This window comes from Haemophilus sp. HMSC71H05 (assembly GCF_001838635.1).
GTDB classification, from domain to species: domain Bacteria; phylum Pseudomonadota; class Gammaproteobacteria; order Enterobacterales; family Pasteurellaceae; genus Haemophilus_D; species Haemophilus_D parainfluenzae_R.
On record NZ_KV838037.1, the window covers coordinates 424,581 to 451,471 of the forward strand.

The window sequence follows — 26,891 nt, forward strand, 5'->3', positions numbered from 1 at the left end:
CAAGGTCGTGCTCTACCAACTGAGCTATTCCCGCGTTTGCTTGTTGCCAAACAACGGGGCGTATTTTACGGATTTATCTTATTGTGTCAAATAAAATTCGTAAAAAATTTTTTTGATTGGTTAAAAATAATTCAAAAACAAAAGGTGCGATTAAAATAACCGCACCTTTTATTTAAAATTTAGTCAATTTTATAATTCAATGTTATCTAACAAGCTACCTTTTGCTGCTTTCAAGTATTGGAGCATTGACCAAACCGTTAAAATTGCAGCTAAGTAGAGTAGTACGATTGCCAACGTTTCCATATAAACGTTATATCGCCAGAGTAATCCACCTAAAGCTAGCATTTGAGAGGTGGTTTTTACTTTTCCCAGCCATGAAACAGCCACTTTATTACGTTCACCCAACTCAGCCATCCATTCACGTAAAGCAGAGATAATGATTTCACGTGAAATCATAATAATCGCAGGGATGGTAATCCAGAAAGAATGTTGATATTCCACAATTAATACAAGCGCAGTAATAACCATTACTTTATCAGCTACAGGATCAAGGAAAGCACCGAAGCGAGTTGTTTGTTTTAATTTTCGAGCAAGATAGCCATCAAACCAGTCGGTAACACCAGCGATAAAGAAAATAAGAGTGGTAATAAAAGGCGCAGAAGGGATAGGCAAATAAAACGCCAAGACGAAGAATGGGATTAAAATCACTCGGAGAATCGTCAGGAAAATGGGAATATTATATTTCATAAAAATAACCGTACTTTGGTTAAAGATACGTTCATTTTAAAGGATCTACAAAAATAAAAAAAGCCACTTAATGTGGCTTTTTCTTTAAAATTAAAGTTTGTCAGCGTTTTGTTTCAAGTATTTAGCAACACCTTCAGGGCTGTCTTTCATACCTTCTTTGCCTTTTTCCCATTGAGCTGGGCAAACTTCACCGTGTTCTTCGTGGAATTGTAACGCATCTACCATACGTAACATTTCATCGATGTTACGACCTAATGGTAAGTCGTTTACGATTTGGTGACGAACAACACCGTTTTTGTCGATTAAGAATGAAGCACGTAATGCCACACCTTCTTCTGGATGTTCGATACCGTATGCTTTAGCGATTTCGTGTTTAACGTCAGCTGCTAATGCATATTTAACTGCACCGATACCGCCGTTTTCAGTTGGGGTATTACGCCATGCATTGTGAGTGAATTCTGAGTCGATAGATACACCAACAACTTCAACACCACGTTTTTTGAATTCTTCATAACGGTGGTCGAATGCGATTAATTCAGATGGGCAAACGAAAGTAAAGTCTAATGGGTAGAAGAATAATACCGCAGCTTTACCATTAACGTGTTTTTTGAAATTGAAGTTGTTAACGATTTCACCATTGCCTAAAACTGCAGAGGAAGTAAAATCTGGAGCTTGACGAGTTACTAATACCATAGTCATAATTCCTATATAAATGTTAATAAAAATTTTGCTAACGCAAAAACTCGGTAGTATTCTAAAAAAATTGACCGCACTTTAACAGCTGTTTTTATCTATTGAATTAATTAATATTGTCTAAGTTACAGGTGAAATATATGTCAGAACATCATACTTTATCAACCACACTGGTTCATGCCGGACGTAAAAAACGTTTTACCCAAGGGGCGGTAAACCCTGTGGTCCAACGTGCATCTTCTTTAGTATTTGACACTATTGCAGATAAAAAACATTGCACAAAAAATCGTTATAAGGGAGAGCTTTTCTACGGACGCCGTGGCACGTTAACACACTTTGCGCTTCAAGATTTAATGTGTGAAATGGAAGGTGGAGCGGGCTGCTATCTTTATCCCTGTGGTGCCGCAGCGGTAACCAATGCTATTTTATCATTTGTAGAAACGGGCGATCACGTTTTAATGACAGGTGCGGCTTATGAGCCAACACAAGATTTTTGCAATGTGATTTTGAAAAAAATGCATATTGATACGACCTATTATGATCCAATGATAGGTACTGATATTGCGAAACTTGTACAGCCAAACACGAAAGTCTTATTTTTAGAGTCACCAAGTTCTTTAACAATGGAAGTACCCGATATTCCTGCGATTGTTAAAGCCGTTCGAGCCGTAAGTCCCGAAATTGTCATTATTATCGATAATACATGGGCGGGGGGCGTACTATTCAAAGCGTTAGAACACGGTATTGATATCTCTATTCAAGCAGGAACTAAATATTTAGTGGGGCATTCAGATATTATGATCGGTACCGCAGTGGCTAATGCGCGTACTTGGGATAAATTGCGCGAGCATTCCTATTTAATGGGACAAATGATTGATGCCGATTCTGCTTATACAACTGCTCGTGGTATTCGTACCTTAGGTGTGCGATTAAAACAACATCATGAAAGTAGTTTAAAAGTAGCCAAATGGTTAAGTGAACAACCACAAGTTAAAGCAGTTTATCATCCCGCGTTACCAAGCTGTCCTGGGCATGAAAACTTTAAACGTGATTTTACGGGTGCAAGCGGTTTATTCTCTTTTGAATTACATAAGCGTTTAAATGACGGAGAGCTTTCAGCCTTTATGGATAACTTTGAGCTGTTCACGATGGCTTATTCTTGGGGCGGGTTTGAATCGCTCATTTTATGTAATCAACCAGAAGATATTGCGAAAATTCGTCCAGGTATTGAGCGTAAATTAACGGGCTCATTAATTCGTCTGCATATTGGATTTGAGGACACAGATGAATTAATTGCCGATCTTCAAGCGGGATTTGATCGAATCAAATAAGAAAGAGGGCTGTTTATGTAAACAGCCCTTATTTACTCAATCTTTGAGTTGATTTATCATAGTCAGCATTTTTAGCAACTAGAGAAGAACAATGAAACATATTCATATTTTAGGCATCTGCGGGACCTTTATGGGCGGTGTCGCGATGATTGCCAAACAAATGGGTTATAAAGTCACAGGCTCCGATACTAATGTTTACCCGCCAATGAGCACTTTTTTACAAGATCAGGGTATTGAAATTATTCCTAATTATGATGTGGCTCAACTTCAGCCTGCACCCGATATGGTGATTGTCGGAAATGCTATGAAGCGTGGTAATCCTTGCGTGGAATATGTTTTGGATAATGCCTTGCCTTACACATCAGGTCCACAATGGTTACACGACCATTTATTGCGTAATCGTTGGGTGTTAGCGGTTTCAGGTACACATGGTAAAACCACAACAACGGGGATGTTGACTTGGATTTTAGAACAAAATGGGTTAAAACCAGGTTTCCTAATCGGTGGTATTGCAGGGAATTTTGGTACCTCTGCTCGTTTAGGGGAGAGTGAGTTCTTCGTGATTGAAGCGGATGAATATGATACGGCGTTCTTTGATAAACGTTCTAAATTTGTCCATTACAATCCGAAAACTTTGATCATTAACAATATCAGCTTCGATCATGCCGACATCTTCGATGATCTTCATGCGATCCAGCGCCAATTCCATCATATGATCCGCACCATTCCTTCTACAGGACGCGTTCTTTCTTTTGCAGATGAACAGAGCGTGAAAGAAACCCTCAATATGGGATGTTGGTCAGAACAGCAATTTATCGGTAAAGATAAAGAATGGTTTGCGGAACGTATTACTAATGATTGTTCAGAATTTGCTGTATTCCATCACGGTCAAAAAGTCGCTGAAGTGAAATGGAATATTGTTGGGCAGCACAATATGCACAATGCTTTAATGGCGATTGCAGCCGCTTACCATGCGGGCGTCAAAATTGAAGATGCATGTCATGCATTAGGCAGCTTTATCAATGCAAAACGTCGTTTAGAAGTGAAGGGCGAAGTAAACGGTATTACAGTTTATGATGACTTCGCTCACCATCCGGAAGCCATTCTTGCGACACTCACAGCGTTGCGTGATAAAGTCGGCGGTAGTGTACGTATTCTTGCCGTATTAGAGCCTCGTTCAAATACCATGAAAATGGGCGTGCATAAAGATGAAATAGCACCCGCACTTGGGCGAGCTGATGCCGTGTTTATGCTACAACCAGATAATATTCCATGGGATGTGGCTGAAATTGCAGGACAATGTGTGCAACCGGCACATTACACAGGAAATGTTGATAAATTAGTCGATATGATTGTGGCAGAAGCAAAACCAACGGATCACATTCTTGTGATGTCAAATGGTAGCTTTGGTGGCATTCATCAAAAGATTTTAGATCGATTAAAATGATCTCAATGTAAAGTGCGGTCAAAAATGAAAGTGTTTTTGACCGCACTTTTTATCATCAAAAATAAGGAAATCACATGGCCGATCCACATATTCAATCTCCAATGGATGTTTGGGATAAACTCACCGTCGTTATTTATCGCACAGGCTTTGTCATTGCTGCACTTAGCATCTTGGCTTTAACTTGGTATCCTCAACAGGCTCAAATTGCCGTGTTGATTGCGGCAACTTGTTGTGCATCATCCCTTCATATTTATTTAAAGCATTTCCGTTTAACATTACAATTTGCCACGTGGCTTGCACTATTATGTGCGCTTTTAGGTTGGCATGAATTAGCGTTAGGTGGTGCATTGGTCACACTGGGCGGTTTATGTTTTAAAGAATACTTCTGTTTTAGAGTACCGCTATTAAATTTACAACCTGCATTTGTCGCTGCACTTTGGTTTGCTTGGGTATTTGAGAGTGGTTGGATTGCTCGAATTTTATCGTTGATTGTCGGCGGATTATTATTAATTCTTGCTGTTCAAAAATGGCGAATGCCATTGCATTTTGATATCGGTGATAAGACAAAGTATCAAATCTAATAAGATTGATGGATAAAGTCATAATGTTTCCCGACATTGTGCCTTTTTATTTTGATTCAATTTTATCTTTATCTAAAAACGAAAAAAGCACCGAAATTTCGGTGCTTTGTAATTTGGTTGCGGGGGCCGGATTTGAACCGACGGCCTTCGGGTTATGAGCCCGACGAGCTACCAAGCTGCTCCACCCCGCGTCTGATGGCGCGTAATATACTCGTTTCAAAAATTATTGCAAGATTTAAACTGAATTTGACTTTCTGTTTGTTAAGAAAATAAACAATGTGAATATTAATTAATCATTTTATGAAATAGTGCTAGTCCTAAAAGGGAATTTTTGATAGCGTATGCAACTTTGTATTAGTTAGTTTAATTTAGGAAAATAAGAATGAAATTTCGTCAAAATCTCGCCGTAAAAATTTTTTCTGTGATAGCGGCTGTTTCAGTGCTTGCATCATGTGGATCGGCACCAAGTAAAGTCTCTCCAAAAAATAATTCTAGCTTGCCGCGTACTGCGACAGGCGACGATCCACAAAAATTCGGAGCAAAGTATAGTGGACGTACTTATCAACAAGCTATTTTAAGCCCAGTGGCTTCCGTTGAAAACAAAGGTGCGGTCGTTAACCAAGGTGATTTTTTAACACAGTTGACGAATGTTCGTGATTATTCAAATTCATTAACAAATCGCTTTGCGGCAAATTATGGCAAAATCACTAACTGGGTGCTTGCAGGAGCTAATGTAAATGAATTAGCACAATACGGCATTAATCCTCAGATTATGAAAGGTTTTGATGGTTATCAAAACGTGTTGATGACAGGTTATTATTCGCCGGTGATTCATGCACGCCGTACTGCACAAGGCCAATATCAACATCCAATTTATGCGATGCCAAGCTATAAACGTTATAGCCGTGCAGAAATTTATAATGGTGCATTGGCAGGACAAGGCTTAGAGCTTGCTTACAGTGATTCAATGATGGATAACTTCTTATTAGGCGTGCAGGGTAGTGGCTATGTTGATTACGGTGATGGCAATTTAAATTATTTAGCCTATGCTGGCCAAAATGGCTATAAATATCAAGCTGTTGGGCGTTTGTTGGTAGAAGATGGTGAAATTCCAAAAGAAAAAATGTCTATCCAAGCGATTCGTGAATGGGGGAAAGCAAACCCATCTCGAGTACGAGAATTGTTAGAACGTAATCCATCTTATGTTTTCTTTAAAAACGATCCAACAGGTGAAGTGAAAGGTTCTGCAGGCGTGCCTTTAGTACCTATGGCAGCAGTTGCTTCTGATCGCAATGTCATTCCTTCTGGTACCGTATTATTGGTTGAAGTGCCAGATATTGATAATGATGGTAACTGGATGGGCACGCACAAATTACACTTAATGGTGGCACTTGATGTGGGCGGCGCGGTAAATGGTCACCACTTTGACTTATATCGTGGTATTGGTGATCAAGCAGGCCATATCGCGGGTTTATCAAAACACTATGGACGCGTTTGGGTACTACAATAATGGCTCGTGTCGATAACTACGAACAACGTTTTGGCGGCATTGGTCGCCTTTATACCCCAGAAGGCTTGGCGCGTTTGCGTCAGGTTCATGTGTGCGTCATAGGTATTGGCGGCGTAGGTTCGTGGGTGGTGGAAGCATTGGCGCGAAGCGGTGTAGGGCAGATCACTATGATTGATATGGATGATATTTGTGTCACCAATATTAATCGTCAACTTCCTGCATTAAGCGGCAATATTGGCAAGCTTAAAACGGAAGTGATGGCCGAGCGCGTTAAGCTGATTAATCCCGAATGTGTGGTGAATATTATTGATGATTTCATCTCACCGGATAATCAAGCGGAATACTTAAATCGTGGTTATGATTATGTGATTGATGCCATTGATAGCGTGAAAACCAAAGCCGCGATGATTGCCTATTGCAAACGTAATAAAATCAAGATTATTACAATTGGTGGCGCAGGTGGTCAGACTGATCCTTCGAAAATTCAAATTGCTGATTTAAGTAAAACGATTCAAGATCCATTATTGGCAAAAGTGCGGTCAGTTTTACGTAAGGATTTCAATTTTACTCAAAATCCACAACGTAAGTTTGCAGTTGATGCAGTGTTTTCCAGCCAGCCTCTGATTTTCCCTAAAATGGGCGAAGGCTGTGAAGTCTCAGCCACCATGAATTGTGCAAATGGCTTTGGTGCAGCAACTATGATAACCGCAACCTTTGGCTTTTTTGCCGTTTCTAGGGTAATCGATAAGTTATTAAAATAAAGAAATGAAGCAACGTGAAAACGTTGCTTTTTCTTTATGAATGAAAGTATTTAACAAGATGAAGAAATATCACTTCATTTTTTTATTTGGAACGTTGCAATTTTATCAAAAAGGCGTAGTCTATGTTGGCTTTGAGAATAATTCCCAATGAAAGTAAGGAAACAAACATGAAACAAGTATTAAAAATGAGTGCAATTTCTACCGCACTTTTAACGCTTCCAATGATGGCAAATGCAGATGTATTGGCATCCGTGAAACCCCTCGGTTTTATTACATCGTCTATTGCTAATGGTGTAACAGATACGCAAATTTTAGTGCCAGCAGGTGCTTCTCCACATGATTACAGCTTAAAGCTTTCAGATGTGCAAAAAGTGAAATCGGCGGATTTAGTGGTTTGGGTTGGTGAAGATATTGATGCTTTCTTAGCAAAACCAATTAGCCAAATTGATAGCAAAAAAATCATCAATATTTCTGAGATTCCAGAAATTAAACCGCTTTTAAGCAAGGTCCATCATGAACATTATCATGAAGGCGATGAAGATGAGCACGGGCATGATCATAAGCATGGACACGATCATAAGCACGAGCATGGCCATGACCATGAGCATCACCACCACGATGTAGATGAAAATGGGTTAAGCGTGAACTGGCACTTATGGTATTCACCAGCCATCAGCCAAATTGTGGCACAAAAAGTGGCGGATAAATTAACGGAACAATATCCGGATAAAAAAGAGCTCATCGCGAAAAACTTAGCCGATTTTAACCGCACTTTGACCGAGCAAAGCGATAAGATCAAAGCGCAATTAGCCCCACTCAAAGATAAAGGCTTCTTTGTATTCCATGATGCTTATAGCTATTTCAACGATGCTTATGGTTTAAATCAAACCGGTTATTTCACCATTAATCCATTAGTGGCACCTGGTGCAAAAACCATTGCTCACATCAAAGAAGAAATTGAAGAACATCGTGTAAATTGTCTTTTTGCGGAGCCTCAATTCACACCAAAAGTGATTGATACGCTTGCGCAAAGTACAAAAGTTAATGTTGGTCGTTTAGATCCTATTGGTGATAACGTACAGCTTGGTCCAAATTCCTATGCGAATTTCCTTCAAGCCACCGCTGATAGCTATGCTCAATGTTTAAGTAAATAATCAAAAATCTCCCCCTTACCCCCTCTTTATAAAAGAGGGGGAATATTCTTGAAATATCCCCAAATTTAACCGCACTTTCGTGCTATAATTCGCCCAATTTTTCCCTATCGAGAAAACACATGAAACAACTATTTGCCACAACTGCCCGTGGTTTTGAAGAACTATTAAAAGTCGAACTCACAGAGCTTGGTGCAACGGAATGTAAAATTGCACAAGGCGGCGTACATTTTCAGGCTGATGATGAAACACTTTATCGCAGCTTATTATGGTCACGTTTGTCTTCGCGTATTTTGTTACCGATTGTAAATGGAAAGGTATATAGTGATTTAGACTTGTATTCAATTGTGACAGGGCAGGATTGGTTAAGTTATTTTGATGAGAAAGCCACATTTTTTGTTGATTTCAATGGGACAAACCAAGAAATTCGTCACACCCAATTTGGTGCGATGCGAGTGAAAGATGCCATTGTGGATTATTTTGAACGCCAAGGGAAAGCGCGTCCAAATGTGGATAAAGACTATCCAGATGTGCGAATTCATGCTTATTTAAATAAAGAAGAACTCGTCGTTTCACTCGATTTAAGTGGCGAAGCATTGCATTTACGTGGCTATCGTGAAGATACAGGCCAAGCGCCTTTACGTGAAACCTTAGCCGCTGCGATAGTGCTTCGTTCAGGTTGGAAAAAAGGGACACCATTAGTGGATCCAATGTGCGGTTCGGGTACTTTGTTAATCGAAGCTGCACAAATGGAAGCACAAATTGCGCCGCAATTACATCGTTTACATTGGGGCTTTGATTGCTGGAAAGAGCATAATCAAGATGCTTGGGATAAGGTGAAAGCAGAAGCGATACAGCAAGCAGAAACTTATTTTAATCAAAATCCAAAACCGCATTTTTATGGTTTCGATCTCGATCACCGCGTACTGAAAAAAGCGCAAAAGAACGCACAGAATGCAGGCGTAGCACATTTAATTCAGTGGAAACAAGGTGATGTCGCCGCATTAAAAAATCCAAGTCCAGATGAAGTGGGAACGGTGATTTGTAACCCGCCTTACGGTGAACGATTAGGCACAACTCCTGCTTTGATTGCGCTATATTCAGTCTTTGGACAACGTCTTAAAAATGAATTTGGTGGTTGGAATGCGTCGATTTTCAGTAGTGAATCTACGTTGCTTGATTGTTTGCGTATGCGTTCACATCGTCAATTTAAAGCGAAAAATGGTCCGTTAGATTGTGTACAAAAGAATTATCAAATTTCAGAACGTAAAGAAAGTGCGGTTGAAAATCCGCTTGAATTTGACCGCACTTCAATGGTAGCGGTGGATTTTGCGAATCGTTTACAGAAAAATATCAAGAAAATTGAAAAATGGGCGAAGCAGCAAGGCCTTGATGCGTATCGTTTATATGATGCCGATTTACCGGAATATAACGTGGCAGTGGATCGTTATGGTGATCATATCGTGGTGCAAGAGTATGCAGCACCGAAAAATATTGATGAAAATAAAGCCCGTCAACGTTTATTGGATGCCGTGACTGCAACCTTGCAAGTCACCGGTATTGAAACCAATAAACTGATTTTGAAAGTGCGTCAAAAACAAAAAGGCACGAATCAATATGAAAAATTGGCCAATAAAGGCGAATATTTTTATGTGAATGAATACGGCGCTCAGCTTTGGGTGAATCTAACGGATTACTTGGATACAGGATTATTCTTAGATCATCGTTTAACCCGTAAAATACTTGGTGAAATGGCAAAAGGCAAAGATTTCCTCAATCTTTTTGCTTATACCGGTTCAGCAACGGTTCACGCAGCATTAGGTGAGGCAAAATCGACAACAACCGTGGATATGTCTAACACTTATTTAAACTGGGCAGAGCAAAACCTGATTTTAAATGATATTGAAGGCAAGCAGCACAAGCTCATCCAGGCAGATTGTTTGCAGTGGTTAGAGAAATGTGATTGCCAGTTTGATTTGATTTTCGTGGATCCGCCAACATTCTCGAATTCTAAGCGTATGGAAGACAGTTGGGATGTACAACGTGATCACATCAAATTAATGCGTAATCTTAAGCGTATTTTACGTCCTAACGGCACCATCGTGTTCTCGAACAATAAACGTGGTTTTAAAATGGATTTTGAGGCGTTAGATGAATTAGGATTAAGTGCGGTCGAAATTTCAGCGAAAACCTTACCGCTTGATTTTGAGCGAAATAAACAAATCCACAACTGCTGGGTTGTGACAATGAAAGCCTAATAAAAAGCCCGATAATGATTTATCGGGCTTTTTTGTTATTCGACTTCTTTTTGTTTTTCGGTTTCAGAATCATCATGAAGAAGGGTTTCGACCGCAGCTTCATCATTGATCTCATCTTCTTTTTCTAAGATTTCCGCTGCTTCTTCATTTAATGCTTTAGCATCAGAATGTGGTTTGATGAAGGGTTTAGGCATCCAATATTTTCGGATGATGTCTGTTGAGAAACCATGTAAAACTTCTTCATTTAAGCGTTCTTGATCTAAATAACGAACTTCCGCAATGATTTCATCTGCTTCAATTTTATTTACACCTAATTGCACTAAGGTTGCATGACTGAGCGTCAATGCAGATTCAAAGGTTTCACGCACGATAAAGTCTACATCTTGCTTAATAAGACTCACGGTTGTTTGACGGTCATAAGTTCGCGCCAAAATAGGGAGTTTTGGATAAGCATCTTTCAAATTCTGAACGATGTTTTCAATACGTTGTGTATCGTTAATCCCAATGACAACACATTTAGCTTTTTCGATACCCGCGGCACGTAATACATCAAGACGAATACCGTCACCGTAATAGACTTTAAAACCGAATTTCGCTGCTGCACGAATGTTTTCAATGTTGCGGTCAATCACCGAGACGTTAATACCTCGAACAAGAAGCGATTGACACACGATTTGGCTGAAACGACCAAAACCAATCACGAGCACGCTATCTTCTAAATCTACAATTGGATCGAGATCGCTAGTATCGACTTTTTCCTCTTGATTCGCTGATTTGCGTTGGTTAATTTTACGCATTAATAAGCCAATCAATGGTGAGAATAACATCGAGATAATGACGGCAGCGGTAAAAGTCGCATTTTGATCTTTTGTCATCACGCCTGCAGTGGTCGCAGCAGAGAAGAGTACGAATGCAAATTCCCCACCGTGTGCCATGATGGTCATTCGGCCAACAGATTCGGTACGGTCTAGTTTCGTAATACGCGCTACGGTATAAACGGCTAAGGCTTTGCCGACGATGTAAAGGCATACGATACCTAACAACCAAACCGCATCATTGAAGACTAAACTGAGGTCAAGCGACATTCCCACGCCCATAAAGAAGAGACCGAGCAATAAACCACGGAATGGTTCAATATCGGCTTCTAATTGGTGGCGGAATGCGGATTCTGAAAGCATTACACCCGCAACGAATGCGCCCATCGCCATTGAAAGGCCGCTCGCTTCCATCGCTAATGCCGCACCTAATACAACAAGTAAAGCAGCAGCCGTCATCATTTCACGAATATGCGCTTTGGAAATCAAACGGAAAATTGGGTTCATTAACCATTTACCCGCAACGACTAAACCGACAACGGCGCCGAGTGCAATAGCAATAGATGTCCAGTTGGTTTGATGTTCAATATGTTTGGTTTCAGGCGTTAAAAAGGCAATAGAAGCCAATAATGGCACAATGGATAAATCTTCAAAAATTAAGGTAGAAATAACTCGTTGGCCTTTTGGTGTATTCGTAATCCCGCGTTCTTCTAATACCTGCATCACAATAGCGGTGGAAGAAAGGGTAAAGCCCATCCCCGCAATAAATGCGACTTCTTTAGGAAGATTTAAAATATAGATACCAGCAAAGGTAAGCAGAACACCACATAGCCCGACTTGTAGAAAGCCCCGTCCGAAGATCGCTTTTCGCATGGCCCATAAACGTTCTGGATGCATCTCTAAACCGATGATGAATAAGAACATCACCACACCAAGTTCAGCCATATGCAGAATCGATTCGGCATCTTTCACTACGCCGAAAACGGAAGGACCAATTAAACAGCCAGCCACTAAATAACCCAACACGCTACCTAAGCCAATACGCTTAAAAAGCGGCACGATAGTGACACTGGTAGCAAGCAGGACTACAGTTTTAATTAATTCAGGGCTGACGACATTCGACATAGGGCAAAAAACCTTAGTAAAAACAGGGAGTATGAGAAGAAAGTTGACTTGTATTCTAGCTTTTTTTCACTAAATAAAAAACACAGAAAAGCAAGAAATTGGTATAATTTACAAAAACTTTACACGCATAAAAATGGTCAGTTTTTTGACCGCACTTTAGAGGTATTATGACATTACAATTCAATATGGTCGCGTTGTTATTGGTTTTCTTAATTGTTTTAGGTTTAATTAGCGAAAATAGTGCGATTACTATCTCAGCCGCCGTGCTGTTAATCATGCAGCAAACCTTATTATCCAAATACATTCCCATACTCGAACAATACGGTGTCAAAATTGGGATCATCATCTTAACGATTGGTGTCCTAGCACCGTTAGTGTCGGGAAAAATCCAACTGCCCGATCTCAGTTCATTTTTAAACTGGAAAATGGGCGTTTCTATTTTAACAGGGGTATTCGTCGCATGGCTTGCGGGGAAAGGCGTGCCATTAATGAGTGAACAACCTGTTTTGGTGACGGGGTTATTAATTGGTACGATTATTGGTGTGTCTTTCTTAGGTGGTATTCCGGTGGGACCTCTCATTGCCGCAGGGATTTTAGCGGTATTAATAGGAAAATTTTAAATGAAAAACAAATGGTTATTTATCGCGGGATTAAGCGGTTTTTTGTGTGTGGCGATTGGTGCTTTTGCAGCACATGGATTAAGCAAGGTTTTAGAACCTAAAGAATTAGCGTGGATTGAAACGGGTGTGAAATATCAAATGTTCCACACCATTGCGATTTTAGCGATTGGCATTTTGCAATTATGCCGTGAATCATTGATTGCAAACAAAATAGTTAATCTTGCTGCAGGGACTTGGGCGTACGGCATTCTTCTTTTTAGTGGCAGCCTTTATGCACTTGCGCTTGGTGCAGGCAAATTCCTCGTTTGGGTGACACCGATTGGAGGCACGTTATTTTTAATTGGTTGGCTTTGCTTGGCTTACGGTGGTTTTAAAAGTAAATCAGTATGAAGAACAAATCAGTCAAACGTGAATTAAATCCGATACAACAATCTCTCTTTTCGAAACTCAAGGATATTATGCTGGTGGATCAACGTCGTTTATCCGCCCGTATTCATGGTATTGGAAAAATTAAAAGCCAAGAGGCCCAACAAGCTGTTGCCGCTGAAATCCAGTTGCAGATTGAACAGGCTCAATTGCGTGTAGAAAATCGTAAAAGTGCGGTTAAAAATCCGATTGTTTTTCCAGAGAGTTTGCCCGTTAGTCAACGTAAAGCAGAAATTCAAAAACTGCTTTCTGAGCATCAGGTCATCGTGGTGGCAGGGGAAACCGGTTCAGGTAAAACCACCCAATTGCCGAAAATGTGTTTGGAATTAGGTTTCGGCAATTTGGGCATGATTGGCCATACTCAACCGCGCCGTATTGCCGCTCGTTCGGTGGCTGCACGTATTGCGGAAGAGCTGGAAACAGAACTTGGCGGTTTAGTTGGTTATAAGGTTCGTTTTAACGATCAAATCAGTGATGATACGCAAATCAAGTTGATGACCGACGGGATCCTGTTAGCAGAAATTCAAAACGATCGTTTCCTCAATCAATATTCTTGTCTGATTATCGATGAAGCCCACGAACGTAGCCTAAACAACGATTTTATTCTCGGTTATCTGAAACAGCTTTTACCACGCCGTCGTGATTTAAAACTTATCATCACTTCCGCAACCATTGATGTGGAACGCTTTTCCAAACATTTCAACAATGCCCCGATTATTGAAGTTTCGGGCAGAACTTATCCCGTGGAAGTGCGTTATCGTCCCGTAGTGGAAGAGGATGACCAAGATCAACTACAAGGCATTCTCAATGCGGTGGATGAACTGCAAGCGGAAGGTCGGGGCGATATTTTGATCTTTATGAACGGTGAGAGAGAAATTCGCGATACCGCCGAAGCTTTACAAAAACAAAATCTAAAACACACGGAAATTCTACCGCTCTTTGCACGCTTGTCTGCGCAAGAACAAAATAAAATTTTCCATCCTAGCGGTTTAAATCGTATTGTATTAGCGACTAACGTCGCGGAAACTTCATTGACCGTACCTGGCATTAAATATGTGATTGACCCAGGTACAGCGCGTATTTCCCGTTATAGTTATCGCACCAAAGTACAACGTTTACCGATTGAACCTATTTCACAGGCATCTGCTAATCAGCGTAAAGGTCGTTGTGGTCGTGTAAGTGAAGGGATTTGTATTCGTTTATATTCGGAAGAGGATTTTAATTCTCGTCCAGAGTTTACCGATCCTGAAATTCTTCGCACCAATTTAGCCTCCGTTATTTTGCAAATGACAGCACTGGGCTTAGATGATATTGAAGCTTTCCCGTTTGTTGATGCGCCAGATAAACGCCATATTCAAGATGGTATAAAACTGTTGGAAGAATTGGGTGCGTTTGAAATGGTTCGCACTAAAGCGGGCGAGAAACGTCAATTAACCGCAGTAGGTCGTCAATTAGCTCAACTCCCTGTGGATCCTCGTTTAGCGAAGATGTTGCTGACTGCTGTCTCACAAGGTGCGTTGCATGAAGTGATGATTATTGTCGCCGCGTTATCCATTCAAGATCCTCGCGAGCGCCCACAAGAAAAACAACAAGCTTCCGATGAAAAACATCGTCGTTTTGCCGATAAAAAATCGGATTTCTTGGCGTTCTTAAATCTTTGGCGTTATCTACAAGAACAACAAAAAGAATTGAGTAAAAACCAATTCCGTCGTCAGTGCCAAAAGGATTTCTTAAATTATTTACGTATTCGTGAATGGCAGGATATTTATCATCAAATTCGTTTAACCGTGCGTGAAATGGGCTTGCCAATTAATTCTGAAAAAGCAGAATATCAGCAAATTCATACCGCACTTTTAAGCGGTTTGCTTTCTCATATCGGTTTAAAAGAAGCGGAGAAACAACAATATCTTGGCGCGCGTAATGCCCATTTTGCGATTTTCCCGAACTCAGTACTTTTCAAAAAACAACCGAAATGGGTGATGGCGGCAGAGTTAGTGGAAACCTCCAAACTTTGGGGGCGTATGGTGGCGGAAATCGAGCCAGAATGGATCGAGCCACTTGCCGAGCATTTAATTAAAAAATCCTATTCAGAACCGCATTGGTCGAAATCTCGTGGGGCGGTGATTGCCGATGAAAAAGTCACGCTTTACGGTGTGCCGATTGTGGCTGCTCGACCAGTGAATTACGGCTCTATCGATCCAACGGTGAGCCGCGAGATCTTTATTCAATCTGCCTTAGTGGAAGGGGATTGGAATACCAAACATAAATTCTTCAAAGAAAATCAACGACTCGTTCGAGAAGTAGAAGAATTGGAGCACAAAAGTCGCCGCCGTGATATTTTGGTGGATGACCGTACGCTTTTTGAATTTTACGATCAGCGTATTGGTACGGAAGTCGTCTCCCAAAAACATTTTGATACCTGGTGGAAAAAGGCGCAGCAAAAAGATCCTGAATTGCTTAATTTTGAACGCTCATTCTTGATTAATGATGATGCGGAACAGGTGAGCAAGCTGGATTTCCCGAATTTCTGGCATCAAGGCAATTTGAAACTCAAATTAACTTATCAATTTGAACCGGGTACAGATGCGGACGGGGTAACCGTGCATATTCCATTGCCATTGCTTAACCAAGTGGAAATGACCGGTTTTGATTGGCAAATTCCAGGCTTGCGTGAAGAATTAGTGATTGCGCTGATTAAATCTCTGCCGAAATCTTATCGTCGTAACTTCGTGCCAGCACCTAATTATGCCCAGGCTTTTTTAAGTCGTGCCGTACCGTTGGAAAAGCCATTATTAGATACGCTAATTTATGAATTGCGTCGTATGACGGGCGTTACTGTAGAAGCGGAACATTGGAATTGGGAACAAATTCCAAGCCATTTGAAAATGACGTTCCGTGTGGTGGATGAAAACGGCAAGAAAATTGCCGAATCTATGAATTTGGACGAGCTGAAATTCAACTTAAAAGATCGCGTGCAGGAAAGTATTTCTGCTGTGGCAGATGATGGTATTGAACAAAGTGGGCTACATATTTGGAGCTTTGCAGATTTACCACAATGTTACGAACAAAAACAACGCGGTTTCAGCGTCAAAGCGTTCCCGGCTATTGTAGATGAAAAAGATGCCGTAGGTATCAAACTGTTTGAAACAGAGTTTGAGCAAGCAGTAGCGATGCAACAAGGTTTACGCCGCTTGTTGCTGCTCAACGTGCCATCACCGATTAAATATCTGCATGAAAAATTGCCGAATAAAGCCAAATTAGGGCTGTATTTTACCCCGTTTGGTCGCGTGTTGGATTTGATTGATGACTGTATCGCTTGTGCTGTGGATAAACTGATTGCCGATTTTGGCGGCTTTGTTTGGGATGAAGCAGGCTTTGAAAAATTGCGTGATTTCGTGCGGGAAAACCTCAATGAAGTGACCGTAGATATTGCGCAGAAAGTGGAGCAAATTCTCTCCCTCAACCATGCCTTAAACCAACGTTTAAAAGGCAAAATGGATTTCACTATGGCCTTTGCCTTTTCTGATATTAAGGCGCAATTAAGCGGATTGATTTATCCAGGCTTTGTGCAAAAGAGCGGTTATGATCGCCTACCGGATTTACAACGTTATTTACAAGCTATTGATAAACGTATCGATAAACTGGCTCAAGATGTAAATCGCGATCGTGCAGCGATGCTACGCGTGGAACAAGTGCAACAGGCTTACCAACAATTGCTCGCAAAACTGCCGAAATCCAAACCGATTTCTGATGAAATTGCGGAAATTCGCTATATGATTGAGGAATTGCGCGTGAGTTTATTTGCGCAGCAGTTAGGCACGAAGTATCAAGTGTCGGATAAGCGGATTTTGAATTTGATTAATGAATAACAATATGAGGAATTAATATGGAAAATCAATTAGTGGCAGGTGGTATTTCAGCAATTATTAGTATTGCAACATCTGTTGCTACGAATACACTTTTTACAAAAAGCGTTGATGAAATAGATAAAGCCTTAAAAAGTGACAACCCAGATTTACAAGCTTTTGGAAAAAATGAGGCTAAATTAAAACGTTTATCTTCAGAAAGAAGACTAAAAATACACGAATTTTTTCCTGGATTGGTAAAAACATCAAGAGGGGAGAAAATCTGTACAGAATTTGTTGAAGGACTTAATGATTTGTCAGAAGAACAAAAGTCAGATATTAGGAATAGAAGTATAAGATTGGCAGAGAGTGATATTCATCTGACATTAAATAATGTAAGTGTTGCAAATGATATTCTAGAGGAGATTCAAAAAGTTGATAATAAATTATTATCAGATATGTTTAATGAGTTACTTATATCTAATTTTGATTCTAAATTAAAGGAGGAAAATCATAGGGTTTATCTTAATATTTTAAAGGACTTAAGCCCTGAGTGTGCTAATGTCTTTAATGAATTTATAGGTATTTATTCTGAATTTGCTTTAAAGTCAATTAATAATCAATATGTGAATTTTAATGCCTTACTTGATAAAGAAAAATCTGTTCTTTTAGCTGAAATATCTCTTATTGGAGATTTAGAAAGAAAATTAATAGATATTAAAGATATGAGTTTGATAGACAATCTTGAAAGATTAAAATTAATTAAAGTGGAAGGGCTTTACCCTGAACTGAATATCAATCCTACGGGCGTGGCTTATGGAGAAAACCTATCAGCAATTCTTGAAAAGTATAAACCCAGTGATACTCTTCTAAGAGTATCTCTCACTAAATTAGGAGAGAAATTTGCCAGAATCGTTGGCATTTTAAAGTAGTTAAATTACATAGATATCAGCTCTTAATCTAATTGTTCCATAATAGTTATTATGGATATGGGGTTGTTTTTTCTAATTTTTTCAATCTCAAAAACACCTCTAAAACCAACCGCACTTTCTTCCCAAAATCTTTTTGTGATCTACCTCAAATTTTCGTATTGAACTGATTTACAACTGCCAATTCAATCGCTATCTTGCTGATATTATTATTTTAATAAAGAGGTAAATTATGGATCTGATTATAGGTTTGATTGCCATTGTTTTGGTGGCATATTACATCGTGAAAGGCTATTCAGCGACCGGCGTGCTGATGTTCGGTGGCTTGGTCTTGTTATTCATTTCAGTGCTGATGGGGCATTCGATTTTACCGGAAGGTGTGAAAAGCACCGGTTCCACCTATTTTGATATTTTAGAATATGTGAAATATCTACTCGGTAATCGTGGTGGCGGTTTAGGCTTGATGATCATGGTGTTATGTGGTTTCTCCGTGTACATGACTCATCTTGGCGCGAACGATGTGGTGGTGAAATTGGTGTCAAAACCACTGAAAAACATCCGTTCACCTTATATTTTAATGGTATTTGCTTATTTCCTTGCATGTTTAATGTCTTTTGCCGTGTCATCTGCAACAGGTTTAGGTGTGTTATTAATGGCGACATTATTCCCTGTCATGGTAAACGTGGGGATTTCACGAGGGGCAGCAGCTGCAATTTGTGCATCGCCAATTTCGATTATCCTTTCTCCAACATCGGGCGACGTGGTGCTTTCTGCTGAAATTTCAAAAATTCCTTTAGGTGAGTTTGCTTTTAGCACCGCATTGCCGGTTTCGATTTTTGCGATTTTAGGGATTGCTGTCGCACACTTCTTCTGGCAGCGTTATTTAGATAAAAAAGAAGGCGTGCAAGTAGAACGTTTGAATGCAGATGAAATTAAAACTACTGCACCAAACTACTATGCGATTTTGCCATTATTACCCATTATCGGTGTGTTGATTTTTGACGGTAAATGGGGCTTACCAAATTTACACATTGTTACCGTGATGGTGCTTTGCTTTATCATTACTGCCGCGGTAGATTTCTTACGTAGCTTTAACGCAAAACAAACCTTCGATAATCTCATTGTGGCATATCGCGGTATGGCAGATGCCTTTGCGGGAGTAGTGATGCTTTTAGTGGCGGCAGGTGTATTTGCACAAAGTTTAAGTACAATCGGCTTTATCACTAATTTAATCGACTCAGCACAATCCTTCGGCGGTTCAGCATTCTTTATGATGTTAGTGCTTGCGGTGATTACCATTTTAGCCACCATGGCGACAGGTTCAGGTAACGCGGCGTTCTATGCTTTTGCAGAATTAATTCCAAAATTAGCCACTCAAATGGGCGTCAATCCAGCGTTCTTAACCATTCCAATGTTACAAGCCTCTAACTTAGGACGTGGTTTATCACCGGTTTCTGGTGTGGTTGTGGCGGTATCTGGTATGGGAAAAATCTCACCATTTGAAATCGTAAAACGTATGTCTGTCCCAATGTTGGTTGGTTTTATTTGTGTGATTATCGGCACAGAAATCTTTGTTTCCGTTGCCGCCTAATTTGATAGGTAAAAAAGAAGGGCTGATAGTGAATATCAGCCCTTTTGTTTTGAGTTAAGTGCGGTCAATTTTCTCGCTGTTTTTGATTTTATGCATTTGATGATTTTCAAAGGCTTTCACCAAATTGGCGACTTTTTCCCCTTCCGGTAAAACCAAATCTTGTGCGATATCATAAAGCGGCACAATCACAAATTCACGGTTTTTCATATCGTAATGAGGCACCGTTAAGCGTTCATTTTGAATGATTTGATCACCATAAAGCAGAATATCCAAATCCAGTGTACGCTCACCCCAACGACGTAAACGCACGCGACCTTGTTCATTTTCAATGCGTTGCAATTCATCAAGCAAGGCTAAAGGTGGGCGAGTGGTTTCGATCATCGCCACTGCATTTACATAATCCGGCTGATCCTGCGGGCCTAATGGTTTGCTTTGGTAAAATCCGCTCACCGATTTTAATTCGGTATTAGGTAGCGCAGAGATTGCCTCTAATGCCGAATTTAATTGTTCTGTAGGCGTATTTAAATTGCTGCCAAGGGCGATATACACTTGAACCATTAGTTAGCCGCCTTAGGCTTACGTCTGCGGTAATATTTTTTCTTTGGTGCAGGATGCAATTTTTGTTGCTCTTGAACCAATTGGCGACGTTGTTCTTGATTGCTGAGTTGGTACTCATGCCACCATTTTGCGAGTTCAACGGTTTCGCCACCTTCTACTTCAGCACGCATCGCCAATAAATCAAAGGCTGCACGGAATTTTTGATGTTCCATCGTGCGAGCAGGGTGAGAACCCGTGCGTTTAAGCAATTGTAATTGCAACATCCAAATATCACGAATGACGGATGTATGACGACGAGGTGCAGCTAATGATCGGCATAATTGATCAAGCACTTCATTTGCCGCAAGGGCATAGGCATCGTGATTGTTTAAGCCACCTTCATTTTTCAGCACATCCACTTTTTCGCGTAATGGATACCAGAAGAATGCCGCAAATAAAAAGGCTGGATTGATACGTAATTTGTCGGCAATACGTTCATCAGTTGAATTTAACGAAGTTAAAATCATGCGTTCCGCAAGGCTGTCTTCTTTTTCAGTGAAATAAGGCGTTAAGCTCGGGAAAATCTGTTCAAATAAGCCGTATTGACGCAGTAATTTATAGGTTTTTACGCCATTGCCAGACTGCAATAATTTTAAGCTTTCATCGAATAAACGCGCCGGTGGAATATTTTTCAGCAATGGTGCAAGCTCACGAATGGGTTGTTCACTTGGTTTTTCCAAGAACATATCCAATTTCGCCATAAAGCGCACAGAGCGTAACATACGCACGGGATCTTCTTGATAACGGGTAACGGGATCGCCAATCAGACGTAATTTACCGTTTTTCAGATCATCAATTCCGTTGAAGTAATCACGCAACGTATTATCTTGCGGATTGTAGTAAAGCGCATTTACGGTGAAGTCACGGCGCTCCGCATCTTGTTCAATAGTGCCGTACACATTATCACGCAGTAACATCCCTTCATCGCTTTGTTTAGCTTGATTTTCGCTGCGTGCATCTGAATGACTAGCACGGAATGTGGCCACTTCAATCACATCACGACCAAACATAATATGCGCAAGGCGGAAACGACGACCGACTAAACGGCACTGACGTTGGAATACCGCTTGAATTTGGTCGGGACGTGCATTTGTTGCTACATCAAAATCTTTTGGATGCTTACCCAACAATAAATCACGCAAACAACCCCCAACGATATAAGCTTCATAACCTTGGCGTTGCAATTTTTCTACCACAGTGATGGCATTACGGCTAAACATACGTGGATTAATGCCGAAATGAGAGGCTTTCACGCTATGCTTGTCGTAACGAGATGCTTGAGTGTTGGCTTTTTTATGGTGAGAAGAGGACGGGGCGATCTTGGGTTGTGAACGCTCTGTTTTTGAAACGTTTGATTTTTTGGTTTTGGGCGCCGTTTTTGGAACGGGCGAATTTATATTGGTTTCGGTTTCTTTTTTAGTTTTTTTACCAAATAAATTTTTTATATAAGTAAGAATAATTTACTCCATTCTCTATGTTCAATGCGCATTTGATAAAAACACGAAAAGTGCGGTTATTTTTGACCGCACTTTTTTGTTGGGTTACTTAAATAAATTAACCTGCGACTTGTTTTTCACGAATTTCAGCAAGAGTTTTGCAATCGATACAAAGATCAGCAGTAGGGCGCGCTTCTAAACGACGAATACCAATTTCTTCGCCACAAGAATCGCAATAGCCGAAATCATCGGTATCTAATTTTTTCAATGTATATTCAATCTTTTTCATTAATTTACGCTCGCGATCGCGGTTACGTAATTCAAGACTGAATTCTTCTTCTTGCGTCGCACGGTCAGCCGGATCAGGGAAGTTTGATGCTTCATCTTGCATATGAGCAACCGTTCTTGATGCCTCTTCCACAATTTGCTCGTGCCACGCAGTTAAAATTTTTCTGAAATGAAGAATCTGATCTTCATTCATGTATTCTTCATCTTTCTTTGGTTGATAAGGCTTAACGCCGGCTAAATCCAGCAAACTTAGAGATGCCTTAGACATTGATAACTCCTAATGTAATACAGATTTTTACGACTTCCTGTCTTGTTGTTTTTGATTGATTCTTATTGGCTAAAAATAGCTGACATAAGAACCCTGTTTTTTAAGGGCGATATAAATAGCAGAACTTTACCTATTTAGCAAATAAATTTAGCCTAGAAATTTCAAATTTGCGATCGTGGTCGCAAAAAACGGTATGTTTATTTGCTTATCTGTGAGGTTAAGGCTAGTTTGCCTTACTTTCTCGCTATAAATCACACTTAAAATGAAAATCACGCTATTTCAACTGTGCATGATGCTCATTGTCTCAGCCTTATCCTTGCTTGTCGTGCCAGATTTTTTACTGTTCACTTGGCAACAGGCTGGGCTGAGCATTTTAATGTTGGTTATGACCGCGCTTTGTTTCCATTGGTTCAATTATTTTAAAGCCAGAAATTTTTGCATAAGCGGTATCTTGTTTTGGCTTATTTTGGCTTATGCCCATTCACCAGCTTTATCGTTATTGGGACAAGCAGAGAAAATTTCAAGTTTACCGAATAAAATTACGTTAGATCTCCATATCTCAGAAATTCTTCATCAACAAGATTATCAAACGTTGGTTGCAAGAACGTCATTATTTGATGAGAAAGAACAACAGATTTTTATTAATTGGAAAGCGCCGGAAAAGCCACAAGTAGGTGAAATTTGGCGGGCTGATGTAAAACTTCGACCTATTTCTGCAAGATTAAATCATGGAGGATTTGATCGACAGCAATGGTATTTTTCCAAAAGGATTATCGCCGTTGGATATGTGAAAAGTGCGGTCAAAATTGGTGAAGATTTTTCTTACCGCACACATTTTCTACAGAATAGCCTCAAGCAAACAGAGGGGCTTTCTTTGCAAGGCTTGCTTATTGCATTGGCATTTGGTGAGCGAGCTTGGTTAGATAATAAAACACGGCTGATTTACCAACAAACGAATACGGCACATTTGATTGCCATTTCAGGGCTCCATATTGGTTTAGCAATGGGAATAGGCTTTTTCTTTGCTCGATTATTGCAATTCGTACTGCCTACACGCTTTATTTCATCCTGGTTTCCACTTTGCTTTGGTGTGTTGATTGCTTTAGGTTATGCCTATTTAGCCGGATTTAGTTTACCGACCTTTCGTGCAATGATGGCATTGCTTTTTATTGCAATCCTTCAATGTTCTCGACGATATTACACGCCTTTGCAAATGCTTTGTTTAGTGATAGCGTTTTTACTGTTTTGTGATCCACTTATGCCACTTTCGGTGAGCTTTTGGCTTTCAGTTGGTGCTGTTACCTGTTTGATTGTGTGGTACCGATATGTTCCCTTATCAATACTCGAATGGCGACATCAAAAATTATCCCGCAAAGTGCGGTGGATTTTAGGCTTGTTTCATTTGCAGTTAGGGCTGCTGATTTTATTCACGCCTATTCAGCTTTTTTTCTTTAATGGCTTGGCGTTAAATGGATTCTTAGCGAATTTAATTGCTGTGCCCTTGTATAGTTTCTTACTTGTACCCTTGATTCTCTTTGCGGTGTTAACAAATGGTGCATTTTCTTCTTGGCATCTTTCAAATGCGATTGCTCAAGGTATTACGCAATGTCTCAGTGTTTTCCAAGGATCGTATATTCCGATTTCGATGAATTTATCTTTCATTTTGACCGCACTTTTAAGCCTTATTTTTGGCGGGATTTTAGGTGGATTGTATTTTTTGTCTCAAGCACAAACAAAAAATACACCGTTAAAATCAAGTCGATTTTTCACGTTAAATAACACAAAAATCTTATCGCCAGAAGAGTATAAACAAGCCCTATTGGGCGTAATCCTTATTTTTAGTGTTTGTATGAGTACGCTAGGGTATCGATATTTTACGAAACCTAAATGGCAGTTAGACACGTTAGATGTTGGACAAGGTTTAGCAACCTTAATTGTAAAAAAAGGGAAAGGCGTGTTGTATGATACGGGCCCAGCTTGGCAGAGTGGAACAGGGGGCTCCTCCATGGCGGAATTGGAAATATTGCCTTACCTTCAACGAGAAGGCATTGAACTTGAAACCTTGATTTTAAGCCATGATGATAACGATCATTCAGGTGGCGCTAAAGCAATTTTAGCCACATACCCAGAGATTGAGCTGATTACACCTTCTCGTAAAAACTATGGCGAAACGCACCGCACTTTTTGTCTTCAGGGAAAACAATGGCAGTGGCGAGGGCTTAATTTTAAAGTTCTTTCACCCACGCAAATTACAGACAGGGCAGAGAATCCTCAATCTTGCGTGATTTTACTCACGGATGGACAGTATCAGATCCTTTTAACCGGTGATGCTGATCTGACAACAGAAAGATCTTTTGCTGAAAACCTAGGCAAAATTAATGTGTTACAAGTGGGACATCATGGCAGTAAAACCTCAACGGGCGAGTTTTTACTGGCACAGACAAAACCGGATATCGCTTTAATTTCAAGTGGACGATGGAATGCGTGGAATTTTCCTCATCCAACCGTGATTGAACGATTAAATCGTTATCAAAGTGCGGTCGAAAATACGGCTATTTCAGGTCACATAAGGTTAAAATTTACTGAAAAAGGGGTTGAAATAGAAAAGGCGAGAGAGGATTTTTCACCTTGGTTTGCCCGTGTAATTGGATTATCCCCTAAATAACAGGTACAATGCAGCCAATTTTTTAAGATAATTGATGTAAGAACAAGCTATGCAAGATAAAGATTTCTCAACCACACAAACTTTTAAGCGTTTATGGCCAATGATTTCACCTTTTAAATCAGGTTTGTTAGTCTCAGCTTTTGCTTTAATTTTTAATGCCCTGGCTGACTCAGGTTTGATTTATATGCTTAAGCCTTTGCTTGATGACGGTTTTGGTAAAGCAGATCATTCTTTCTTGAAAATGATGGCATTTGTTGTGGTTGGCATGATTATGTTACGTGGTGTAACTAACTTTGTCTCTACTTATTGCCTGGCGTGGGTATCTGGTAAAGTGGTGATGATTATGCGCCGCCGATTGTTCAAACATTTAATGTTTATGCCAGTAAGCTTCTTTGATCGTAATTCAACAGGCAAATTGCTTTCTCGTATTACCTACGATTCGGAAATGATTGCCAATTCTTCATCTAGTTCATTAGTGACAATTGTTCGCGAAGGAGCTTATTTAATTTCGTTGCTTGTTGTGATGTTCTATACCAGTTGGGAATTAACACTTGTACTTTTCGTGATTGGCCCGATTATTGCAGTACTGATTCGCATGGTATCTAAGATTTTCCGTAAGCTTAGTAAAAACATGCAAGATTCCATGGGGGAATTGACCTCTGCAACGGAACAAATGCTAAAAGGGCATAAAGTGGTGCTGTCTTTTGGTGGTCAGTTAGTGGAAGAAGAGCGTTTCGATAAAGTCAGTAACGATATGCGCCGTAAAGGCATGAAGATGGTGACTGCCGATGCGATTTCTGATCCCGTTGTGCAAGTGATTGCTTCTTTGGCGTTAGCCGCCGTGCTTTATTTGGCAACCACACCATTAATTGCGGATGATAATTTAACTGCGGGTTCTTTCACTGTAGTATTTTCTTCCATGTTAGCCATGATGCGTCCGTTAAAATCCTTGACGAATGTGAACTCACAGTTCCAACGTGGTATGGCAGCTTGTCAGACATTATTTGCTATTTTAGATTTAGAAACTGAGAAAGATAATGGCGCATATAAAGCAGAACCTGCAAAAGGTGATTTAGAATTTAAAAACGTGAGTTTTGCTTATGAGGGTAAAGAAGAGAAAGCCTTAAATAATATCTCTTTTTATGTGCCTGCAGGCAAAACTGTGGCATTAGTTGGACGTTCAGGTTCGGGAAAATCAACGATTGCTAATTTGGTGACGCGTTTCTACGATATTGACGAAGGTGAGATTTTATTAGATGGCGTAAGAATTCAAGATTATCGTTTATCTAATTTACGTGAGAATTGTTCTGTCGTTTCTCAACAAGTACATTTATTTAACGATACGATTGCCAATAATATTGCTTACGCGGCAGAAGATAAATACACGCGTGAGCAAATTATTGAAGCAGCAAAAGCAGCTTACGCCCTGGAGTTTATCGAGAAACTTCCACAAGGTTTTGATACCATTATTGGTGAAAATGGTGCAACCCTTTCTGGTGGTCAACGTCAGCGTTTAGCCATTGCTCGTGCGCTATTGCGTAATTCACCTGTCTTAATTTTAGATGAGGCGACTTCTGCACTCGATACAGAATCTGAACGTGCGATCCAATCTGCATTAGAAGAACTGAAGAAAGATCGTACGGTATTGGTAATTGCCCATCGTTTATCAACCATTGAAAATGCCGATGAAATCTTAGTTATTGAACACGGTGAAATTAAAGAACGTGGTACGCATCAAGATTTATTAGCGCTTGATGGTGCGTATAAACAATTACACAGTATGCAGTTTAGCGGATAAAATAATAAG

General features: G+C 40.1%; 20 protein-coding genes and 1 tRNA gene. 14 read left to right on the forward strand and 7 right to left on the reverse strand.

All coding sequences use genetic code 11. From position 1 onward, the window contains the following. Positions 1 to 189: 189 nt before the first annotated feature. Positions 190 to 747: a CDP-diacylglycerol--glycerol-3-phosphate 3-phosphatidyltransferase gene (gene pgsA, locus HMPREF3279_RS08485; protein ID WP_070868864.1), complete on the reverse strand. Its 558-nt coding sequence runs from the start codon at positions 745 to 747 to the stop codon at positions 190 to 192. A 90-nt stretch (positions 748 to 837) separates the two neighbouring features. Beyond that, positions 838 to 1,440, reverse strand: coding sequence for a peroxiredoxin C (locus HMPREF3279_RS08490; protein ID WP_049370140.1), 603 nt, complete (start codon positions 1,438 to 1,440; stop codon positions 838 to 840). 140 nt (positions 1,441 to 1,580) lie between these two features. Between HMPREF3279_RS08490 and metC the strand changes: the two genes are divergently transcribed. The 3 genes from metC (at position 1,581) to HMPREF3279_RS08505 (ending at position 4,799) form a co-directional block, all read left to right on the forward strand. Then, positions 1,581 to 2,771 carry a cystathionine beta-lyase gene (gene metC / locus HMPREF3279_RS08495; protein WP_070868865.1) on the forward strand — a complete coding sequence of 397 codons (1,191 nt, stop codon included), beginning with the start codon at positions 1,581 to 1,583 and terminating at the stop codon, positions 2,769 to 2,771. A 91-nt stretch (positions 2,772 to 2,862) separates the two neighbouring features. After that, positions 2,863 to 4,218: a UDP-N-acetylmuramate:L-alanyl-gamma-D-glutamyl-meso-diaminopimelate ligase gene (gene mpl / locus HMPREF3279_RS08500; RefSeq protein WP_070868866.1), complete on the forward strand. Its 1,356-nt coding sequence runs from the start codon at positions 2,863 to 2,865 to the stop codon at positions 4,216 to 4,218. Positions 4,219 to 4,292: 74 nt separating this feature from the next. After that, complete coding sequence (locus HMPREF3279_RS08505; protein ID WP_070868867.1) at positions 4,293 to 4,799, forward strand: DUF2301 domain-containing membrane protein; 507 nt, start codon at positions 4,293 to 4,295, stop codon at positions 4,797 to 4,799. Positions 4,800 to 4,913: 114 nt separating this feature from the next. On the opposite strand, the gene HMPREF3279_RS08510 is transcribed toward HMPREF3279_RS08505, so the two are convergent. Next, positions 4,914 to 4,990: transfer RNA gene (locus HMPREF3279_RS08510), tRNA-Met, on the reverse strand. Between the two features lie 191 nt (positions 4,991 to 5,181). On the opposite strand from HMPREF3279_RS08510, the gene mltA reads away from it, so the two are divergent. The 4 genes from mltA (at position 5,182) to rlmKL (ending at position 10,479) form a co-directional block, all read left to right on the forward strand. Further along, the gene (mltA, locus tag HMPREF3279_RS08515) at positions 5,182 to 6,309 is read left to right on the forward strand and encodes a murein transglycosylase A (protein ID WP_070868868.1); all 1,128 of its coding nucleotides are present in this window, start codon (positions 5,182 to 5,184) and stop codon (positions 6,307 to 6,309) included. After that, entirely contained in the window at positions 6,309 to 7,070 is a 762-nt protein-coding gene (tcdA, locus tag HMPREF3279_RS08520; protein ID WP_070868869.1) for a tRNA cyclic N6-threonylcarbamoyladenosine(37) synthase TcdA, read from the forward strand. Before mltA ends, tcdA begins: the two co-directional genes overlap by 1 nt. Positions 7,071 to 7,237: 167 nt before the next feature. Next, positions 7,238 to 8,224 (forward strand): zinc ABC transporter substrate-binding protein ZnuA, encoded by a 987-nt coding sequence (gene znuA / locus HMPREF3279_RS08525; protein WP_070868870.1) that lies wholly within the window; start codon positions 7,238 to 7,240, stop codon positions 8,222 to 8,224. Between the two features lie 119 nt (positions 8,225 to 8,343). Beyond that, complete coding sequence (gene rlmKL, locus HMPREF3279_RS08530; RefSeq protein WP_070868871.1) at positions 8,344 to 10,479, forward strand: bifunctional 23S rRNA (guanine(2069)-N(7))-methyltransferase RlmK/23S rRNA (guanine(2445)-N(2))-methyltransferase RlmL; 2,136 nt, start codon at positions 8,344 to 8,346, stop codon at positions 10,477 to 10,479. 35 nt (positions 10,480 to 10,514) lie between these two features. On the opposite strand, the gene HMPREF3279_RS08535 is transcribed toward rlmKL, so the two are convergent. Then, positions 10,515 to 12,419 (reverse strand): monovalent cation:proton antiporter-2 (CPA2) family protein, encoded by a 1,905-nt coding sequence (locus tag HMPREF3279_RS08535; RefSeq protein WP_070868872.1) that lies wholly within the window; start codon positions 12,417 to 12,419, stop codon positions 10,515 to 10,517. Positions 12,420 to 12,586: 167 nt separating this feature from the next. On the opposite strand from HMPREF3279_RS08535, the gene HMPREF3279_RS08540 reads away from it, so the two are divergent. From HMPREF3279_RS08540 to dcuC, 5 genes are all read left to right on the forward strand, one after another. Then, positions 12,587 to 13,039 (forward strand): DUF441 domain-containing protein, encoded by a 453-nt coding sequence (locus HMPREF3279_RS08540; protein WP_070868873.1) that lies wholly within the window; start codon positions 12,587 to 12,589, stop codon positions 13,037 to 13,039. Further along, the gene (locus HMPREF3279_RS08545) at positions 13,040 to 13,429 is read left to right on the forward strand and encodes a DUF423 domain-containing protein (protein WP_065244346.1); all 390 of its coding nucleotides are present in this window, start codon (positions 13,040 to 13,042) and stop codon (positions 13,427 to 13,429) included. After that, positions 13,426 to 17,334 (forward strand): ATP-dependent RNA helicase HrpA, encoded by a 3,909-nt coding sequence (hrpA, locus tag HMPREF3279_RS08550; protein ID WP_070868874.1) that lies wholly within the window; start codon positions 13,426 to 13,428, stop codon positions 17,332 to 17,334. Before HMPREF3279_RS08545 ends, hrpA begins: the two co-directional genes overlap by 4 nt. Before the next feature lie 17 nt (positions 17,335 to 17,351). Further along, positions 17,352 to 18,242 carry an Abi-alpha family protein gene (locus HMPREF3279_RS08555; RefSeq protein ID WP_070868875.1) on the forward strand — a complete coding sequence of 297 codons (891 nt, stop codon included), beginning with the start codon at positions 17,352 to 17,354 and terminating at the stop codon, positions 18,240 to 18,242. Positions 18,243 to 18,471: 229 nt separating this feature from the next. Continuing rightward, positions 18,472 to 19,830 (forward strand): anaerobic C4-dicarboxylate transporter DcuC, encoded by a 1,359-nt coding sequence (gene dcuC / locus HMPREF3279_RS08560; protein ID WP_070868876.1) that lies wholly within the window; start codon positions 18,472 to 18,474, stop codon positions 19,828 to 19,830. A 54-nt stretch (positions 19,831 to 19,884) separates the two neighbouring features. Here the strand turns inward: dcuC and folK are convergent, their stop codons facing one another. From folK to dksA, 3 genes are all read right to left on the reverse strand, one after another. Further along, positions 19,885 to 20,388, reverse strand: a complete 504-nt coding sequence (gene folK / locus HMPREF3279_RS08565) for a 2-amino-4-hydroxy-6-hydroxymethyldihydropteridine diphosphokinase (protein WP_070868877.1) — start codon at positions 20,386 to 20,388, stop codon at positions 19,885 to 19,887. Continuing rightward, the gene (gene pcnB / locus HMPREF3279_RS08570; protein WP_373897133.1) at positions 20,388 to 21,884 is read right to left on the reverse strand and encodes a polynucleotide adenylyltransferase PcnB; all 1,497 of its coding nucleotides are present in this window, start codon (positions 21,882 to 21,884) and stop codon (positions 20,388 to 20,390) included. Before pcnB ends, folK begins: the two co-directional genes overlap by 1 nt. 97 nt (positions 21,885 to 21,981) lie before the next feature. Continuing rightward, complete coding sequence (dksA, locus tag HMPREF3279_RS08575) at positions 21,982 to 22,419, reverse strand: RNA polymerase-binding protein DksA (RefSeq protein WP_049384440.1); 438 nt, start codon at positions 22,417 to 22,419, stop codon at positions 21,982 to 21,984. A gap of 262 nt (positions 22,420 to 22,681) precedes the next feature. On the opposite strand from dksA, the gene HMPREF3279_RS08580 reads away from it, so the two are divergent. After that, positions 22,682 to 25,084: a DNA internalization-related competence protein ComEC/Rec2 gene (locus HMPREF3279_RS08580; RefSeq protein ID WP_070868879.1), complete on the forward strand. Its 2,403-nt coding sequence runs from the start codon at positions 22,682 to 22,684 to the stop codon at positions 25,082 to 25,084. Positions 25,085 to 25,133: 49 nt separating this feature from the next. Further along, positions 25,134 to 26,882: a lipid A ABC transporter ATP-binding protein/permease MsbA gene (gene msbA / locus HMPREF3279_RS08585; protein WP_070868880.1), complete on the forward strand. Its 1,749-nt coding sequence runs from the start codon at positions 25,134 to 25,136 to the stop codon at positions 26,880 to 26,882. The last annotated feature ends 9 nt before the right edge of the window (positions 26,883 to 26,891 follow it).

Coding starts and splice junctions, on each gene's coding strand:
- pgsA (WP_070868864.1), bottom strand. CDS start 747: ATGAAATATAATATTCCCATTTTCCTGACGATTCTCCGAGTGATTTTA.
- HMPREF3279_RS08490 (WP_049370140.1), bottom strand. CDS start 1,440: ATGGTATTAGTAACTCGTCAAGCTCCAGATTTTACTTCCTCTGCAGTT.
- metC (WP_070868865.1), top strand. CDS start 1,581: ATGTCAGAACATCATACTTTATCAACCACACTGGTTCATGCCGGACGT.
- mpl (WP_070868866.1), top strand. CDS start 2,863: ATGAAACATATTCATATTTTAGGCATCTGCGGGACCTTTATGGGCGGT.
- HMPREF3279_RS08505 (WP_070868867.1), top strand. CDS start 4,293: ATGGCCGATCCACATATTCAATCTCCAATGGATGTTTGGGATAAACTC.
- mltA (WP_070868868.1), top strand. CDS start 5,182: ATGAAATTTCGTCAAAATCTCGCCGTAAAAATTTTTTCTGTGATAGCG.
- tcdA (WP_070868869.1), top strand. CDS start 6,309: ATGGCTCGTGTCGATAACTACGAACAACGTTTTGGCGGCATTGGTCGC.
- znuA (WP_070868870.1), top strand. CDS start 7,238: ATGAAACAAGTATTAAAAATGAGTGCAATTTCTACCGCACTTTTAACG.
- rlmKL (WP_070868871.1), top strand. CDS start 8,344: ATGAAACAACTATTTGCCACAACTGCCCGTGGTTTTGAAGAACTATTA.
- HMPREF3279_RS08535 (WP_070868872.1), bottom strand. CDS start 12,419: ATGTCGAATGTCGTCAGCCCTGAATTAATTAAAACTGTAGTCCTGCTT.
- HMPREF3279_RS08540 (WP_070868873.1), top strand. CDS start 12,587: ATGACATTACAATTCAATATGGTCGCGTTGTTATTGGTTTTCTTAATT.
- HMPREF3279_RS08545 (WP_065244346.1), top strand. CDS start 13,040: ATGAAAAACAAATGGTTATTTATCGCGGGATTAAGCGGTTTTTTGTGT.
- hrpA (WP_070868874.1), top strand. CDS start 13,426: ATGAAGAACAAATCAGTCAAACGTGAATTAAATCCGATACAACAATCT.
- HMPREF3279_RS08555 (WP_070868875.1), top strand. CDS start 17,352: ATGGAAAATCAATTAGTGGCAGGTGGTATTTCAGCAATTATTAGTATT.
- dcuC (WP_070868876.1), top strand. CDS start 18,472: ATGGATCTGATTATAGGTTTGATTGCCATTGTTTTGGTGGCATATTAC.
- folK (WP_070868877.1), bottom strand. CDS start 20,388: ATGGTTCAAGTGTATATCGCCCTTGGCAGCAATTTAAATACGCCTACA.
- dksA (WP_049384440.1), bottom strand. CDS start 22,419: ATGTCTAAGGCATCTCTAAGTTTGCTGGATTTAGCCGGCGTTAAGCCT.
- HMPREF3279_RS08580 (WP_070868879.1), top strand. CDS start 22,682: ATGAAAATCACGCTATTTCAACTGTGCATGATGCTCATTGTCTCAGCC.
- msbA (WP_070868880.1), top strand. CDS start 25,134: ATGCAAGATAAAGATTTCTCAACCACACAAACTTTTAAGCGTTTATGG.